Source organism: Bacillus mojavensis (genome assembly GCF_012648005.1).
Classification (GTDB): domain Bacteria; phylum Bacillota; class Bacilli; order Bacillales; family Bacillaceae; genus Bacillus; species Bacillus mojavensis.
Window position 1 is genome coordinate 2,381,561 of sequence record NZ_CP051464.1, and the last position, 15,216, is coordinate 2,396,776.

The following is a 15,216-nucleotide window of genomic DNA, read 5'->3' on the forward strand; positions in this document are numbered from 1 at the left end:
AACATCACCTTTTCTATTTACAGAAAGAAAAGACACTCAAGTAAGAGTGCCATTTTTCATTTTAAAGGTTTTTTCGACTTTTTTCTACAGATAACCCCTTTTTGCCAAAAAATTATCTTTGGCCCTTTAAAAGGTTCGGTTCAGTCACCCGGCCCTGGCCGTCTTCTTCCATAGTTTCATTTTCCTCATCTTTCTCTTTAAAACGAATATCCTTGACAAAGTAATAAATCAGCGGATGTCCGATGCCCAAGATGGCAAGCGACAATGGTATACCTATATCTTCTTTTAAAAGGGCCACGATAAGGAGAAAGCATAAAATCGAAACAATTCTGCCGGCGTTTAGAAAAAGTTCTCTCAGCACGATATATTCAATTCTCGCTTTTCTGGCATGCCTGGCCCGGCCTATGACATCATATGTAAGCGATACATAAGGCACGAGCAAAAGAGGATAGCCGATCGCTATAAACACACCGTACGTCAATAATGTCGTAAAACTCATATGAAAGAGTATTAAAAACAGCGCACCATACAGAATAAGGCCGCCAAGCAAAATTGATTTTTTACGGGCCTTTTTCTTGATCAGCCTTGATGCAAAATAATAGGCAAAAAAGGAAACAGCTGAGTTGACGAGACCAAAGGTTCCGAGAGCCAGTTCGCTGTTTGTCTCAATAAACACAAAAACACTGATTAGAAAGACGAAAATCCCTTCTCTCAAGCCCTGAAAAAAATGCGCATTTGTAATCCGCCGCCAATTCATATTCGTGTGGCGTTCTCCAAATACCTTACTCAGCATAAAATGGCCCTTTGATTCTCTCCGTTTTAGGAAGAAGCTCATCACGACAGCCAGTGCAAATAAACTGAGGGAGAGACTGAAAATGACAGTGTAACCCGTATTATTTTCAAGTCTTGAGATGACAAATCCTGCAACAATCGGACCAATCATTCCTGCGGATGAGGACAGGATGCCCATAAAGCCGTTGAAAAAATCCCGCGTATCAGGCTCTGTTATTTCAAAGGTGAGCACATTAAACGCGAGCCAGTAAAATCCATAGCCTACTCCGAGCACCGCTCCGATGAGAACAAGACGTGATGCAGCCGTTTCCCCAGCCAGCAGCACACTTAAATAAAATGCTGCTAAAAAAATCACTCCGAATCTGAGAATGAAAACCCTGTCTATTTTTTTGGCTAACCGGCCAGCTAAATAAAATGTTATCGGCTGCATCGTCACAATCGATAAGTTGTATATCGCCAAGTCAATAAATTTTCCTGACTGCTTCCAGAGATACACATTCACAAATGTATTGGACAGCGCAATTCCTAACGAGTAAAGACCGCCAACGGTCAGCAGAAGGAGTAATCCTTTATTTACATCTACATCGCCAATTACCTTTTTTAGTTTGCTCATTACTGACTCCCCTTTACTACCCCTTAGTCTGTCTCACTGAAACGGAGATATGTAAAGAGAAGACATAAAAAAACAAGGCCCTTTTATGAGGACCTTGTTTTGCGTTATTATTTTGCTTCGCTGTAAAGACGAGCAACTTCGTCCCAGTTTACCACATTCCAGAAAGCTGAAATGTAATCAGGACGGCGGTTTTGGTAGTTCAGGTAGTAAGCATGCTCCCAAACATCAAGACCTAGGATAGGCGTTTTGCCTTCAGAAAGCGGAGAATCTTGGTTTGGCGTGCTTGTGATTTCAAGTTTGCCGTTGTTTACAACAAGCCATGCCCAGCCTGAACCGAAACGTCCAGCTGCTGCTGCAGCGAATTGTTCTTTGAATTTGTCAAAGCTTCCAAATACACTGTTGATCTCTTCAGCAAGCTCGCCAGTTGGCTCGCCACCGCCGTTTGGAGATAAAAGTGTCCAGAATAATTTGTGGTTCGCATGTCCGCCGCCATTGTTGCGGACTGCTGTGCGGATGTTTTCAGGAACAGAATCTAAATCTGCAACAAGCTCTTCAACTGATTTGTTTGCAAGAGCAGTGTTTCCTTCAACCGCTTTGTTTAAATTTGTAACGTATGTGTTATGGTGCTTCGTATGGTGAATATTCATAGTTTCCTTGTCGATATGCGGTTCTAAAGCATCGTACGCATAAGGTAGTTCTGGAAGTTCGTAAGCCATGATAATTCCTCCTTAATATATATGTACTGAAATGCCGCTTTACAGCGAGCCTTTCTTCATTCAATGTAACAAAAGAACGCCATGTAATCAATGAAAAAGCTCACAATTTGGCTATTTCAGCAGACATATTTCACTTTAACCGTTACTTTGTCACCTTAAACCTCCTGAATGGCATCTTTAAAGAACAGTCCATAAAAAATATCCGATCATTAGAAGCTGAATAATTCCCTTTGCAATGACACCCGTTAAAAAGCCGATCAATGAGCCTAGCCCAATTTTAAACGCTGATTTTACATCTTTTTGATGTACGATAAGCTCTGCACAAACAGCCCCGATAAACGGCCCTAGTATGATTCCTGCAACCGGAATCACAAATGGTCCGATTAACAAACCGATCGTACTTCCCCAAATAGCAGCTTTGCTTCCGCCGAACCTTTTTACACCAAGCAGGTTGGAAACATAATCTGCAGCGAATAATACTGCGGCGAATACAGCTTCAACCAGCCAGAACATATAGGAATACGGACTGAAAGAAAACAAAAATCCGTATAATACAAAACCGGCTACAATAAATACAACACTTGGAATAACAGGGTACACAAGCCCGATAAAAGCAATGATAAATAGTGCCGCGATCAACAGCCAATACAAAATATCCATAGTATCCATCCTCCTCAATATGCTTACATCTCTGATCTTACACTTCTGCCAATGCAGGTCTTCCTTGTATTCAAACGCAGGCAGCGATACAATAAGCAACATATATTGTATAGCTAGGAAGTGAAGACAGTGAATGTATTTCAGCTTTTCATCAAAAGTACATACTCTCCACGGGATATTGCAAAAACAAGATTTCAAGGAATCGGAAAAGCGATTCTTTATGTATTTTTGCTCTCTGTCCTTTTTGCGATCCCCACTGCTTATTATGTAAGCTCAGGGACCGTCCAATCTATGAACGGCTTTAAATCCGTTTTAAACAAAGATTTCCCTGATTTCACAATTTCAAACGGCAAACTTCAAACAGATGAAAAAAAAGCCACAGAATCAAAGGCAAACGGCTTTGTCATCGTGTTTGATCCGACGGATGCATATGGCACAGAACAAATCGAAGCAAAGCAAAACGCAATAGGTATACTTCAGGATAAGTTTGTTTTGGCCATTGACGGACAGGCCCAAGAGATGGCTTACTCAATGATGCCGTCAGATTTAACAAAAAAAGATATCACTGCAGGGTTAAACCAAAATAAAGCGATGATTGTGACTGTTCTTTCAGTACTCATTTTTCTCGTGACAGCGGCGGGAAAATTTATTGAGGTATCTTTCTTGGCGCTTATCGGGCTAATCATAAAGAACGCTCAGCAAAAGCAGCTGTCCTACCAGCAGCTATGGAAGCTTTCTGCTTACTCCATCACCCTTTCAACGATATTTTTTACGATTATGCGTGCGTTAGAAACAACGGTGCCAAGTGAATTTTTAGTCAACTGGTTTGTTAACTTTGTCATCCTGTTTCTCGTTTTAAAAGAGCTCCCGTCCAAAAAAGCTGCTGCTTAATTCGGAGACTGCCTTTGCAGTCTCTTTTCTTTTGTCATGAATGATAACGGACAAGCATACAATGTTATCAAAATGTTGTATGCGGGAGGCAAAGTCAATGAAACGTCTCACTTTTGTATTCGGCATTCTCTTTATCCTTTTTATCCTTTTTTATGATCTTAAAATTGGAACGATCCCTGTTCAAAACCTCCCTGTTTATAAAGCATCGGCAAAAACAACTATGCAGGAAACAGCATATAAAACGGTAACGGTAAAACCGGGTGACACGGTCATGTCAATTGTCGGGTCTGCAAGTTCCCCTGACGATATTGTAAAGGATTTTGAAACGCTTAATCCAAATGTAAAAGCCAATACGATTCAAGCAGGAACAGCATACAAATTCCCGGTCTACCCATAATTAACGTTAATTTCTTGTCAGTTCGGCGAATACACTGTTACAATATAATTTGTAAAATACATTGACATACACCATACTAGGTTTATTCTAGAAGCGGCAACTACAATTAAGGAGCGATTGACAAGTGAGTGAAATCACCCATCGTACAAAAACGCGTCCCGTTAAAGTGGGACCTTTAACAATAGGCGGTAACAATGAAGTCGTTATCCAAAGCATGACAACAACCAAAACACATGATGTAGAAGCAACGGTTGCGGAAATTAACCGGCTGGCTGAAGCCGGATGCCAAATCGTGCGGGTGGCTTGTCCGGATGAACGGGCGGCAAACGCCATTGCGGATATTAAAAAACGGATTTCCATTCCGCTCGTCGTTGACATTCATTTTGATTATAAACTTGCGTTAAAAGCCATTGAAGGCGGCGCAGATAAAATACGAATCAACCCAGGCAACATCGGGCGCCGTGAAAAAGTCGAAGCGGTCGTTAAAGCGGCAAAAGAAAAAGGGATTCCGATCCGAATCGGTGTAAACGCAGGTTCATTGGAAAAACGGATTTTAGAAAAATACGGATATCCGACAGCAGACGGCATGGTAGAAAGTGCTCTTCATCACATTAAGATTCTTGAAGATCTTGATTTTCACGATATTATCGTCAGCATGAAGGCTTCTGACGTAAACCTTGCCATCGAAGCTTATGAAAAAGCGTCAAAAGCATTTGATTACCCGCTTCACCTCGGCATCACCGAGTCAGGTACGCTGTTTGCCGGTACAGTAAAAAGCGCAGCAGGACTTGGCGCGATTTTAAGCAAGGGCATCGGTAACACCCTGCGTATCTCATTAAGTGCAGACCCAGTAGAAGAGGTTAAAGTAGCGAGAGAGCTATTGAAATCCTTTGGTTTGGCCTCTAACGCTGCAACACTCATCTCATGCCCGACTTGCGGCCGTATCGAGATTGATTTGATCAGCATCGCCAACGAGGTGGAAGAATATATTTCTAAAGTGAAAGCGCCGATTAAAGTCGCCGTTCTCGGATGTGCGGTAAACGGCCCGGGTGAAGCGAGAGAAGCTGATATCGGCATTGCTGGAGCACGCGGCGAAGGCCTTCTGTTCCGAAAAGGAAAAATTGTCCGTAAGGTTCCAGAAGAAACAATGGTTGAAGAACTGAAAAAAGAAATCGACATACTTGCTGAAGAACACTACGCAAAGCTTGAGGCTGAAAAAGCGAAATTAAATGAAGAAACACAAAAAGCTTGACGGGAACCCGTCAAGCTTTTTTGTATTAGAAAAATGGAATAATAAATATTCCAAGCACTAATGAGACAACACCAATCCCCATAGCCCATGCGCCCAGGCTTTGGGCTCCTCTTCTTCTTGCGATATAGCCGACAATAATACCGGCAGCTCCCAACAAAACAGGAAGAACAAACAATGAAATAATGGACAAGGCTAAAGCGATATACCCTATTCCCCGTCCTTCATTGACATTGCTGCCGCTGCGGTCATTCCCTTGGTCATCGCTTCGGTCAGAAGCACGGAAAGGCTCTGCAATTTCAGCAGCTGTTTCCTCAAAAAAACCATCATTGTCGCGGGTAATATTTGTTCCTTCAGAACCATGATCTACATAGTAACTGTTGTTATCACGTTTTTCGTAATCGTTTGCCACCTTCAATTCCCCCTTCTGTTTTATAAAGGAGCTTTTATAGTTTGATCCATTTTTCCCGATTCATGTTTGCTAAACTTTTCTGGTAATGCTAATTGTTTATGTTACACTTGAAAGGATGAAACTGAAGGAGTGTGGGCATGTTACGTTTAGGAATAGATATTGACGGCACAATCACGGCTCAGGATACATTCGTCCCTTATTTAAACCGCTCGTTTAATCTTTCCATTTCATTAAACGATATGACGGATTATGATTTAACAAAACTGTTACGTATTACACAGGACGAATTTTGGGATTGGATGAATCAAAATGAAGCGACGATATATAAAGAAGCACTTCTTGCGCAGCATGCAAAACAGTCCCTTGACCTCCTCAAAGAGGAGCACCGGCTGATTTATATTACGGCGAGAAGGACTCATTTAAGCGATATTACGTACGAATGGTTTGACAGACAAAACATCCATTATGACCACATAGAGCTTGTGGGCGGGCATCATAAAGTCGAAGCGGTCAAAAAACATGACATCGACTTGTTTTTTGAGGATCATCATGGAAACGCAATGATGATTGCAAAAGAAGCTGGTATACCGGTGATTTTATTCAATTCGCCTTATAACCAGCTTCCGATTGATTCAAACATCATTAGAGTTAACAACTGGCTCGAAGCGGTTCAATGGATAAATGAAAATAAACATTCTTTCATACGTGTGAAAAATTAAAAAAGGAGCCTGATTAGGCTCCTTTTTCTCTATCCTTTCACTCTCATGCAGAGGGTTGATCTTGCTTTTCCTGTTCACAGCTTGGGCATGTCCCGTAAATCTCAAATTTATGCCCGCTGATTTGATAGCCATCTAAGTCATCATAGAGCTTATCCATCGGACAAGACTCAATCTCCTTTGTTTTGCCGCAAGCCAGGCAAATAAAATGATGGTGATGATGAGTAAATGAGCATTTAAATCGGAACAGCTTTTCACCGGAAAGTTCAGTCGTTTCCAAAATACCTAGCTCTTCATACAAAGATAGGTTTCTGTAAATCGTATCAAAGCTTAACCCGGGATAATCATCATTTAGTGCAGAAAGTACATTTTTAGCGGTCAGATACCTGTCCGAATCAGCAAAAAGCTGAAGCATATCTTCCCGTTTGCTTGTATATTTATATCCGTTTTCTTTCAGTAAGTTCAGCGCTTCTTGTACGTTCATGAAGGGCCCCCCTTTTCGCTTTGCTTAAGAACGAACGTATCTTAAATATCAAAAAGAAAATGGCAGCTGTCTGACCAGCAAGCCATTTTCTTAACTACTGATAAAATTATACCCATAAAATGAATAAAAGTAAATGAAAGCCTAGTGGATTGCGGTTTTGAATTTGCCGCCCCTTGTTTCATGAGTATTCATAATTGTAATAAAGGCATTATCATCGACTTCAAACACAATGGATTTGAGCTTAGTCACTTCCAGCCTTGTGACAACTGCATAAATCACATCTTTTTCCTCGTCTGTATAGCCGCCTTTTCCCTTCAGCTTCGTTGTTCCGCGTCCGAGACGGTGTAATATTGCGTCGGAAATCTCATCATACTGGTCCGAGACAATAATCACAGCTTTTGTTTCATCAAGCCCTTGGATGACCGCATCAATGGTTTTCATGGCAATGTAGTAAGTCATGAAAGAATACATAGCTTGCTCAGGACCGAACACAAAACCGGCCCAAATAAAGATAAATACATTGATAAGCATCACAAATTCACCAACTGAAAACGGCAATTTTTTCGTTAACAGTATACCGAGAATTTCTGTGCCGTCCATTGAACCTCCGTTACGAATCACCAGACCCACGCCAAAGCCGAGCAATAGACCTCCGAATACTGTAGCCAGAATAGGCTGTGTCGTAATGGCTTCTACGTGGTGAAGCGAGGATTCGATTAAGGCAAGGCCGACGATCCCGATAACAGTAGAAACGAGGAAGGTCTTACCGATATATTTATATCCGAAGATCATAAAAGGAATGTTTAAGATGACAACAAAAACAGCGAAATTCAGAAAGGGGTTTGACATAAAGAGGTGGTCTAAAATAAGTGATACACCGATAATGCCGCCATCAATAAAATCATTGGGGACTAAAAATAATTCAATACTCACCGCCGCAGACGCAGCTCCGATCAGAATCATGATGACCCTGAATATAAAGTGGATAAATGATTCTCTTTTGTGTTGTTTTGTTGGGGTCATAAAATCTCCTTTCCTGCAATAACTATTTTAAATAGACTATGACTCTATTTTACCATGAAATGCTGACACATTTTATTGATTTGCCCATACATTATGTCTGAGAGGTGGAATGTTCGATGATATTATTTCAAAGAATTATTTTGCAGAGGCTCAATCAAGCCACTGCTGAAGATTTATTGAAGTACTCCAAGCAATACGGAATCAGTTTGACAAAACCGCAAGCAATTGAAGTAGCAAACCTGTTATACGGGAAAAATGTGAATATTTTTAATGAGCAGGAACGTACACGGCTGCTGAAACAAGTAGAATCCATTACTTCAAAAGAAACAGCCCAAACCGTTCATGAACTTTTCAAGCAATTCTCAAGCTGAAAAAAAGCGGGGGATTCAATCCCCCGCTTTTTTATTGCTGTAAAATCTTTTCGAGTAATGTGTTGTCAAATTGCTTTTCTTTCAGCATTTGAATCTCAAAACGGTACGGCGGTTTTTTGTTCTTTTTATCTTCACCGACATACGGCGTTTCAAGGATTTTCGGAATGTCTTTTAACTGCTCATGATGAACGACATATTGCAATGCGTCAAATCCGATTTCCCCGAAGCCAATATTTTCATGACGGTCTTTTCTCGCGCCTTTAATATTTTTGCTGTCATTGATATGGAGCACTTTGATTCTGTCAATACCAACAATTTTATCGAACTCATTCAGCACTCCGTCAAAATCTTCGACAATATTGTAGCCGGCATCATGTGTATGGCATGTGTCAAAGCATACAGACAAATGCTCATTGTGTGTAACGCCATCAATAATTTGCGCAAGCTCTTCAAAACTTCTGCCGCATTCAGACCCTTTGCCTGCCATTGTTTCTAATGCAATCTGCACATTTTGATTCGGATCAATGACTTCATTTAAGCCTTCAATAATTTTCTTAATGCCTTCTTCGGCTCCCGCGCCAACATGAGCACCCGGGTGAAGGACGATTTGCTTTGCGCCGATAGCAGCTGTCCGCTCAATTTCAGAGCGGAGAAAATCAACACCAAGCTCAAAAGTAGCCGGATTGACCGTATTGCCAATATTAATAATATAAGGCGCGTGTACGATAATCTCGTCGATGCCGTTTTCCTGCATGTGAGCGCGGCCGGCTTCTATATTTAAGTCTTCAATTTTTTTTCGGCGCGTATTTTGCGGCGCGCCTGTATAAATCATAAACGTGTTCGCCCCGTAAGAGACTGCTTCCTGACTCGCAGCCAGAAGCATATGTTTTCCGCTCATAGAGACGTGTGAACCTATTCTCAACAACCGGTTCCCCTACTTTCTTTTTTTAGATTGATTTCTTCGCTGTTTTTTCTTAATTTTCTCCATCTCGTAGCTCATTTTCTTTTTATATCCGGGCTTAACCTTCTTCGGCTTTTTCACGAGACGATGGGCGATTTCATCTGCTTCGTTCGGCGTCTTTTTACGCTTTTGGCGGCGCTGGCGGTCATCGCCTTTTTTCCATTCGCCTTTTTCAATCTCCAGGTAATCAAACTCAATGCCCATTTTCTCAAGCTTCACCAATGCATCCTCATCAGAAAGCTCATAAATTGTCATGGCCTGTCCTGAAGAACCCGCGCGCGCTGTTCTGCCCACACGGTGAACATAAAAATCAAGATCATCCGGCAGCTCATAGTTGATGACATGGCTGACACCTTTAATATCAATGCCTCTTGCGGCGAGGTCAGTTGCAATTACATAAGTGAATTCCAAATCATTAATCTGCTTCATGACTTTTTTACGCTCACGAGGCGTTAAGCCGCCGTGCAGAAGTCCGATTTTCATCCCTTTGTCCATTAAATATTTGGCGATATGGTCGGCATTGTTTTTCGTATTAGCAAACACAATGCCTAAGTAAGGGGTCAGATTAGACATGATATTGAAAAGAAGCTTGTCCTTATCACGATGCTTTGAAGGAATAAGAATATGCTCAATCTTCGCAGCAGTAACCTGTTTAGGCTCCACATGGGCGTATTTCGGGTTTTCCATATATTTTTTCAAAAACGGTTTCAGCTTTTCCGGAATCGTTGCAGAGAACACAAGCATCTGCAGATCCTCTGGCATACGTGAACCAATGTAATCAACGTCTGCAAGGAAGCCCATATCCAGCATTAAATCCGCTTCATCAATAACAAGAGACTCAGCTTTATGAACACTTAATGCCTGTTCTTTGATTAAATCTGCAATCCGTCCCGGCGTTCCGACAACTAGATGCGGCTGCGTTTTCAGTTTATCAATGGCTTTCTGCTTATCTGTGCCTCCGATAAAACATTTGGAACGGATCGAATCACCTTCAGCACCCTGAGTGATTTTCAGCGCTTCCTGATGAATCTGGTTGGCAAGCTCGCGCGTCGGAGCCGTAATAACCACCTGAACGACATCCTTAGCAGGATCAATTTTATTTAACAAAGGAAGTAAGTAAGCGTGAGTCTTTCCGGTTCCAGTCTGAGACTGCCCGATGACGCTTTCTTTTTTTAATACAGCAGGAATCAGCCTTTTTTGAATATCAGTCGGTTCATAAAAACCAAGGCGATGTACTGCATCTATAATAAACGGTTTCAATTCATACACATCAAATTTAGTTTCTTTCATTTTTCCCAGCTCCTTAAAGCGGCACATTATGTGTCCATCATCACATTATACCCGATTTCCCTTAAAAACACCACGTTTGGAAGGCGTTTGTTTTATTCAGATAAGGAAAGCAAATACCGAAACCCATGCATATTGTAATAGCAGAGAGAGCTGAAAGGAGGTACAAGTATGTTTTCACAGCAGCAGCCAATGAGAAACTATCCGCAGCCCGGTCCGCCCCGCCCTATGCAAAACCAGCGCATGATGGGAAGAACAGCGCCTGAAATGCGAAGACCTTCATTTGGTCCGCCTCAGCAAAGTTTCCAGCAATCAGGGCAGCAATTTCTTCCACAGCCAAACGCCGGAGCAAGAAATGGGGCGGGCACAGGCTTAAAAGGGATGCTGTCCAAATTTTTACCCGGCACAGGAGGCACAGGGGCGCCCGGAGCAGCCGCAGGCGGAGGAGCAGGTCTGCAGGGCATTCAAAATCTCGCCAATCCGGCATCGTTATCCAGTATGCTCGGCAATGTGCAAAAAGTGCTCGGCATGGCGCAGCAAGTCACCCCTATGATTCAGCAGTACGGACCCTTAGTCCGCAACCTGCCGGCAATGATAAAGCTTTACAGTCAATTAAGCAAAAACGATGATACAGAGGGCACTGAAGAAGAAACGAAGACAGAATCAGAAGATAATACAGAAACAGAAAAGAAAGCTGCGTCAAACGAATCTGGTGAAAAAGAAAAATCAAAAGCAAGCAGACCATCATCTGCAAAAAAAACAGCAGCACCGGACTTAAAGGAACAAAAATCAAAAACATCTGTCTCACAGAAAAAGGAAACGCCCTCTCCTTCCTCGAAAAAAACATCCGGCAGTTCTAAGCCGAGATTATATATTTAACATTCTTTGATATCTGGAGTGAGATTGGCTATAATGGAGATCAGAAGATTGCAAGATTAGAGCCGTTTGATTACGGCTTTTTATATTGCCTTTACTCACTTCTGTATTGGAGGACAACCGAAAATGGACGTAATTAAAATTTCGCCGCGCGGTTATTGCTATGGTGTTGTTGACGCTATGGTAATCGCTAAAAACGCGGCACTGGATAAAAGCTTGCCAAGACCCATTTATATACTCGGGATGATTGTTCATAATAAACACGTCACTGATGCGTTTGAGGAAGATGGCATTTATACATTGGACGGCGCTAATCGACTGGACATCCTGAAGCAGGTTGAAAAAGGAACTGTCATTTTCACAGCGCACGGCGTTTCTCCCGAGGTTAGAAGAATCGCTGAAGAAAAAGGATTAGTCGCTATAGACGCTACATGTCCGGATGTTACGAAAACCCACAACTTAATCTTAGAAATGAAAGAAAAAGGATACCACGTGATCTATGTCGGCAAAAAAGGCCATCCGGAGCCGGAAGGAGCGGTTGGCGTAGCGCCTGATATCGTTCACTTGGTTGAAACACCGGAAGATGTCAAAAATCTCGATATCCAAGCTGAAAAATTGATCGTAACAAACCAAACGACAATGTCTCAATGGGATGTTCACGATATTATGGAGCTCGTGAAGGAAAAATATCCTCACGTTGAATATCACCAAGAGATTTGCCTGGCTACTCAGGTGCGGCAGGAGGCTGTATCGGAGCAGGCGAAAAAAGCGGACCTAACGATCGTTGTCGGCGACCCAAAAAGCAATAATTCAAACCGGCTCGCCCAAGTGTCTGAGGAAATAGCCGGGACAAAAGCGTACCGAATCGGCGATCTCAGCGAATTAAAACTGGAATGGCTTAAAGGCGTAAATACCGTCGCCGTTACTGCCGGAGCTTCAACACCGACGCCGATCACCAAAGAAGTGATTCGCTTTTTAGAACAGTTCGATCATGAAGACCCATCAACTTGGACAATCGAACACAATGTTCCGCTCAAAAAAATCCTTCCAAAAGTGAAAGCAAAAAACTGAGGCCCTCACAGCCTCAGTTTTTTTATAGAAAAGTAAATGGATTTGTATCCGTTTCGGAAATAAAGATATTGACGTCTGCTTTTTTATCCTTACACATTGACGTCAGTTTTTTTACGACGCCTTCTTTCATGATTTTTTCAGCGTAATGGCCTGGATCAATAACATTCAGACCAAGCATCATCGCATCATGGGCAACATGGAAATATAGATCGCCCGTGACGTAAACATCTGCGCCTTTCCGTTTTGCCTGATGGATATACTTGTTCCCGTCTCCTCCGAGAACAGCTACTTTCTTCACCATGCTGTCAGCCTGTCCCACCATTCTGACGCCGTTCACTTGAAGCTTGTCTTTTACAAACAAAGCAAATTCCTGAAGCGTCATTTCATTTTTAAGTGTTCCGACACGGCCTAGCCCTTTTTCGGCTGGTGACTGCTCGACAGGATAAATATCATAAGCGACTTCTTCATACGGATGGCTTTTTATCATTGCGTTTATAACGGCTTTTTCTATGCTTTGAGGAAACACAGTCTCCAGTCTGACTTCATGTACGAGCTCAAGCTCTCCAACCTCTCCGATAAAAGGCTGTGCGCCGTCCAATGGCTTAAAGCTGCCAATGCCCTCAGATGAAAACGCACAATGGCTGTACTCACCGATATGGCCTGCCCCCGCATTTCCCAGAGCGCCTCTGACCTGTTCTTCATATTCTTTCGGCACGTATACGACGAGTTTTTTGAGAGGGTCAGTATAAGTAGGCACCAATACTTCAGTTCCACTCAGCTCCAAGGCCTCAGCAAGCAAATCGTTTACACCCCCGTCCGCAACATCTAGGTTAGTATGAGCCGCATACACGGCGATGTCATGCTTCAAACACTTTTCAATCAGCCTTCCGCCGGGCTGATCAGTTGAAATATGCTTTAGCGGCCGGAATATAGGAGGATGGTGTGCAATGATTAAATCAACATCCTTTTCAATCGCTTCATCGACGACGCTTTCCAATACATCCAGCGTAACCATCACATTTTTAACTGGTTTATTTAAACTGCCGATTTGCAGACCGATTTTATCACCCTCAACTGCATAGGCTTTTGGAGAAAATTGTTCAAACAGCTGAATGACTTGCTGTCCGTTTACCGTTTTAGCCATGATCGATAACCTCCTTTAATAGCTCCATTCGATCGGTTAGTTCGTTCAATTTCTTTTTGTTATCTTCAGATGTCGCAGCACGGCTGATCTGTTCATATATGTTTTGAGTATGCTGGAGCTCTTGTGTCCATTTTTTCAAAAATACAGCATTCTTTTCTTTTGCCAAAAATGGGCCTACGAGCATTCCTGCCGGCAAAGAAATTCCTGCATAAGCTGCATCTCTGTCTCCCGTTTCGGCGACAAGCACCTCATAGCACTTCCCGTCCTCCTCAAGAATCACTTCATCAATAAGTGCGTACCCTTCTTTATACAGCCATTCTCTAATATGAACGGCATGAATATTCGGCTGTAAAATAAGCCGTTCTTTACCTGTCAGTTTTTCTTTGCCTGCTTCTAAAATATGAGCGATCAGTGACCCGCCCATTCCGGCAATTGTTATGGCGTCAGCCTCACCTTTCTGAAGCACTTCAAGGCCGTCTCCTTGTCTTACCGTTATGTGTGCGCTTAAACCCGATTTGTCGACCTGCCGTTTGGCAGACAAGAATGGACCGTCTGTTATTTCTCCAGCAATAGCTTTGCTCGCTTTATGATTCAGCACCGCATAACAAGGAAGGTAAGCATGGTCAGAACCAATATCCGCTACTACCGCTCCATCCGGTATGTACTCCGCTACTGTTTGTAATCGTTTTGATAATTTTAATTCGTTCACTTGTCATCACAACTTTTCTCAATCATTTTTTCCTTTTCTATCATATAAAAAATCAGCCCGGAATCCAAGCTGAGCGAATGATTTTCAGTTTATTTCTTTGCAGGAACAAAAACAGTATGGAATAGGACAAAAATAAAAGGCTGTCGAGAACATCTCGGCGGCCTGAGAACGTATAAGGAGAAAGATACATCCTTTATTTAATTTTAGACACCCATTCTGCCATGTCATCAAGCTTATCAGCCGGAACAAGACCGGAAGGCATTCCATTACCGCCCTTTTCAATCTTTGTTTTGATTTCAGCGACATCCTTCTTATCCCCTACACCTTTTAAACTCGGACCAGAAACTCCTTCATAATTTTCCCCATGACAGGTAATACAATTTGCCTTGTAAATGTCTTCCGGTGAAGCGTTTGCATCATCTTTTTCAGCAGACTTGCTTTCTCCTCCGCTCGCAATCTCGCGAGAGTCATCAAGCCCCTTTACTGATAAAAAGAAAGTCAGACCAATACCTAAAACAGCGATCAGTAAAAATGGAATAAGCGGATTCCATTTCATTTCCCTTCCCCCTTTATGATCCTTCCCCCTATGTAAACACTTCTAATTCTAACTTATTTTTACAAAAAGTAAATGGATTGGCATACAAAAGTTTTTTATTCACACTTTATACAAAATTAAATCAAAACATGCCTATTTCTCTAACATTCCTTTTATTCTATTGTATAATGTATTGTATACGCTTACAATAGAAAATATGGATTGGTATATTGAAATTTTTCATCGCAATGTTCATTTGCAAATGACATCATTTTTCAGTAAAATAAAGACATATTATCCATATATCTT

The 15,216-nt window shown here is 42.0% G+C and carries 18 protein-coding genes; 7 read left to right on the plus strand and 11 right to left on the minus strand.

The features are described 5' to 3' along the window. Positions 1–112: 112 nt before the first annotated feature. The 3 genes from HC660_RS12455 to HC660_RS12465 all read right to left on the minus strand — a co-directional run bounded on the left by HC660_RS12455 (position 113) and on the right by HC660_RS12465 (position 2,781). Positions 113–1,405: an MFS transporter gene (locus tag HC660_RS12455; protein WP_010334951.1), complete on the minus strand. Its 1,293-nt coding sequence runs from the start codon at positions 1,403–1,405 to the stop codon at positions 113–115. Positions 1,406–1,512: 107 nt separating this feature from the next. Next, positions 1,513–2,121, minus strand: a complete 609-nt coding sequence (gene sodA, locus HC660_RS12460) for a superoxide dismutase SodA (RefSeq protein WP_010334952.1) — start codon at positions 2,119–2,121, stop codon at positions 1,513–1,515. 177 nt (positions 2,122–2,298) lie between these two features. Next, positions 2,299–2,781 (minus strand): DUF456 domain-containing protein, encoded by a 483-nt coding sequence (locus HC660_RS12465; protein WP_010334953.1) that lies wholly within the window; start codon positions 2,779–2,781, stop codon positions 2,299–2,301. A gap of 129 nt (positions 2,782–2,910) precedes the next feature. On the opposite strand from HC660_RS12465, the gene HC660_RS12470 reads away from it, so the two are divergent. From HC660_RS12470 to ispG, 3 genes are all read left to right on the plus strand, one after another. Beyond that, the gene (locus tag HC660_RS12470; RefSeq protein ID WP_168748251.1) at positions 2,911–3,672 is read left to right on the plus strand and encodes a DUF1189 domain-containing protein; all 762 of its coding nucleotides are present in this window, start codon (positions 2,911–2,913) and stop codon (positions 3,670–3,672) included. 97 nt (positions 3,673–3,769) lie between these two features. Next, positions 3,770–4,069, plus strand: coding sequence for a protein YqfZ (locus tag HC660_RS12475; protein ID WP_168748252.1), 300 nt, complete (start codon positions 3,770–3,772; stop codon positions 4,067–4,069). 133 nt (positions 4,070–4,202) lie between these two features. After that, positions 4,203–5,321: a flavodoxin-dependent (E)-4-hydroxy-3-methylbut-2-enyl-diphosphate synthase gene (ispG, locus tag HC660_RS12480; RefSeq protein ID WP_211090775.1), complete on the plus strand. Its 1,119-nt coding sequence runs from the start codon at positions 4,203–4,205 to the stop codon at positions 5,319–5,321. A gap of 25 nt (positions 5,322–5,346) precedes the next feature. Here the strand turns inward: ispG and HC660_RS12485 are convergent, their stop codons facing one another. Next, positions 5,347–5,736 carry a DUF308 domain-containing protein gene (locus HC660_RS12485; protein ID WP_081720839.1) on the minus strand — a complete coding sequence of 130 codons (390 nt, stop codon included), beginning with the start codon at positions 5,734–5,736 and terminating at the stop codon, positions 5,347–5,349. Positions 5,737–5,867: 131 nt separating this feature from the next. On the opposite strand from HC660_RS12485, the gene HC660_RS12490 reads away from it, so the two are divergent. Next, positions 5,868–6,449, plus strand: a complete 582-nt coding sequence (locus HC660_RS12490; protein WP_010334963.1) for a nucleotidase — start codon at positions 5,868–5,870, stop codon at positions 6,447–6,449. Positions 6,450–6,492: 43 nt separating this feature from the next. Here the strand turns inward: HC660_RS12490 and zur are convergent, their stop codons facing one another. Continuing rightward, a complete protein-coding gene (gene zur, locus HC660_RS12495) occupies positions 6,493–6,930 on the minus strand; it encodes a zinc uptake transcriptional repressor Zur (RefSeq protein WP_010334964.1) in 438 nt (145 codons plus the stop codon). 141 nt (positions 6,931–7,071) lie between these two features. Next, positions 7,072–7,953, minus strand: a complete 882-nt coding sequence (locus HC660_RS12500) for a YitT family protein (protein ID WP_168748254.1) — start codon at positions 7,951–7,953, stop codon at positions 7,072–7,074. Between the two features lie 116 nt (positions 7,954–8,069). Between HC660_RS12500 and HC660_RS12505 the strand changes: the two genes are divergently transcribed. Beyond that, complete coding sequence (locus HC660_RS12505; RefSeq protein WP_168748255.1) at positions 8,070–8,324, plus strand: DUF2624 domain-containing protein; 255 nt, start codon at positions 8,070–8,072, stop codon at positions 8,322–8,324. Positions 8,325–8,355: 31 nt separating this feature from the next. On the opposite strand, the gene HC660_RS12510 is transcribed toward HC660_RS12505, so the two are convergent. Both HC660_RS12510 and cshB read right to left on the minus strand, forming a co-directional pair. Then, complete coding sequence (locus HC660_RS12510) at positions 8,356–9,249, minus strand: deoxyribonuclease IV (RefSeq protein ID WP_024122077.1); 894 nt, start codon at positions 9,247–9,249, stop codon at positions 8,356–8,358. Positions 9,250–9,258: 9 nt separating this feature from the next. Then, the gene (gene cshB, locus HC660_RS12515; RefSeq protein ID WP_168748256.1) at positions 9,259–10,575 is read right to left on the minus strand and encodes a DEAD-box ATP-dependent RNA helicase CshB; all 1,317 of its coding nucleotides are present in this window, start codon (positions 10,573–10,575) and stop codon (positions 9,259–9,261) included. 168 nt (positions 10,576–10,743) lie between these two features. Here cshB and vrrA point away from each other — a divergent pair, with 168 nt between their 5' ends. Both vrrA and HC660_RS12525 read left to right on the plus strand, forming a co-directional pair. Beyond that, a complete protein-coding gene (gene vrrA, locus HC660_RS12520) occupies positions 10,744–11,451 on the plus strand; it encodes a VrrA/YqfQ family protein (RefSeq protein WP_168748257.1) in 708 nt (235 codons plus the stop codon). A 123-nt stretch (positions 11,452–11,574) separates the two neighbouring features. Continuing rightward, a complete protein-coding gene (locus HC660_RS12525) occupies positions 11,575–12,519 on the plus strand; it encodes a 4-hydroxy-3-methylbut-2-enyl diphosphate reductase (RefSeq protein WP_010334969.1) in 945 nt (314 codons plus the stop codon). A gap of 22 nt (positions 12,520–12,541) precedes the next feature. Here HC660_RS12525 and HC660_RS12530 read toward each other — a convergent pair whose 3' ends face one another. From HC660_RS12530 to cccA, 3 genes are all read right to left on the minus strand, one after another. Beyond that, positions 12,542–13,663 carry a Nif3-like dinuclear metal center hexameric protein gene (locus HC660_RS12530; protein WP_168748258.1) on the minus strand — a complete coding sequence of 374 codons (1,122 nt, stop codon included), beginning with the start codon at positions 13,661–13,663 and terminating at the stop codon, positions 12,542–12,544. Then, positions 13,656–14,324 carry a tRNA (adenine(22)-N(1))-methyltransferase TrmK gene (trmK, locus tag HC660_RS12535; protein ID WP_244956503.1) on the minus strand — a complete coding sequence of 223 codons (669 nt, stop codon included), beginning with the start codon at positions 14,322–14,324 and terminating at the stop codon, positions 13,656–13,658. Before trmK ends, HC660_RS12530 begins: the two co-directional genes overlap by 8 nt. Before the next feature lie 241 nt (positions 14,325–14,565). Then, entirely contained in the window at positions 14,566–14,928 is a 363-nt protein-coding gene (gene cccA, locus HC660_RS12540; protein WP_010334972.1) for a cytochrome c550, read from the minus strand. Positions 14,929–15,216: the final 288 nt, after the last annotated feature.

Excerpts from the sequence above, each read along its gene's own strand:
- HC660_RS12455 (WP_010334951.1), bottom strand. The coding sequence starts at position 1,405 with ATGAGCAAACTAAAAAAGGTAATTGGCGATGTAGATGTAAATAAAGGA.
- sodA (WP_010334952.1), bottom strand. The coding sequence starts at position 2,121 with ATGGCTTACGAACTTCCAGAACTACCTTATGCGTACGATGCTTTAGAA.
- HC660_RS12465 (WP_010334953.1), bottom strand. The coding sequence starts at position 2,781 with ATGGATATTTTGTATTGGCTGTTGATCGCGGCACTATTTATCATTGCT.
- HC660_RS12475 (WP_168748252.1), top strand. The coding sequence starts at position 3,770 with ATGAAACGTCTCACTTTTGTATTCGGCATTCTCTTTATCCTTTTTATC.
- HC660_RS12490 (WP_010334963.1), top strand. The coding sequence starts at position 5,868 with ATGTTACGTTTAGGAATAGATATTGACGGCACAATCACGGCTCAGGAT.
- zur (WP_010334964.1), bottom strand. The coding sequence starts at position 6,930 with ATGAACGTACAAGAAGCGCTGAACTTACTGAAAGAAAACGGATATAAA.
- HC660_RS12500 (WP_168748254.1), bottom strand. The coding sequence starts at position 7,953 with ATGACCCCAACAAAACAACACAAAAGAGAATCATTTATCCACTTTATA.
- HC660_RS12505 (WP_168748255.1), top strand. The coding sequence starts at position 8,070 with ATGATATTATTTCAAAGAATTATTTTGCAGAGGCTCAATCAAGCCACT.
- cshB (WP_168748256.1), bottom strand. The coding sequence starts at position 10,575 with ATGAAAGAAACTAAATTTGATGTGTATGAATTGAAACCGTTTATTATA.
- vrrA (WP_168748257.1), top strand. The coding sequence starts at position 10,744 with ATGTTTTCACAGCAGCAGCCAATGAGAAACTATCCGCAGCCCGGTCCG.
- HC660_RS12525 (WP_010334969.1), top strand. The coding sequence starts at position 11,575 with ATGGACGTAATTAAAATTTCGCCGCGCGGTTATTGCTATGGTGTTGTT.
- HC660_RS12530 (WP_168748258.1), bottom strand. The coding sequence starts at position 13,663 with ATGGCTAAAACGGTAAACGGACAGCAAGTCATTCAGCTGTTTGAACAA.
- cccA (WP_010334972.1), bottom strand. The coding sequence starts at position 14,928 with ATGAAATGGAATCCGCTTATTCCATTTTTACTGATCGCTGTTTTAGGT.